The following is a 266-nucleotide window of genomic DNA, read 5'->3' as shown; positions in this document are numbered from 1 at the left end:
GTTGAATATCTTCATCAGACACACTTTTAGATTTTAAAAATTGTTTTAACGATTCAAAATCATTCTGTTGCACGGTGAGTGTATTATTTTGTTGAATTTGACTATTTGTAACATCACCTAAAATGCCTTGAAAATTGCCAATATGGATATTTGGATTATCTGTTGCCACTTCTTTCTCCTGTTTTGTAAAAATCAAATTTTCACCCAAAATTCCTTGTTTTTCTAACATTAATGCCCACTCAAGAATAACTTGCCTAACATTACTA

At 30.1% G+C, this 266-nt stretch carries 1 protein-coding gene; it reads right to left on the bottom strand.

What is annotated here, in order from left to right; all coding sequences use genetic code 11:
• A partial coding sequence (locus J5474_RS22555; protein WP_209364257.1) for a hypothetical protein occupies positions 1-266 on the bottom strand: 266 nt, incomplete at both ends.

The organism is Sagittula salina (assembly GCF_017813235.1).
GTDB lineage: Bacteria > Pseudomonadota > Alphaproteobacteria > Rhodobacterales > Rhodobacteraceae > Sagittula > Sagittula salina.
This window is presented reverse-complemented; position numbering and strand designations above follow the sequence as displayed.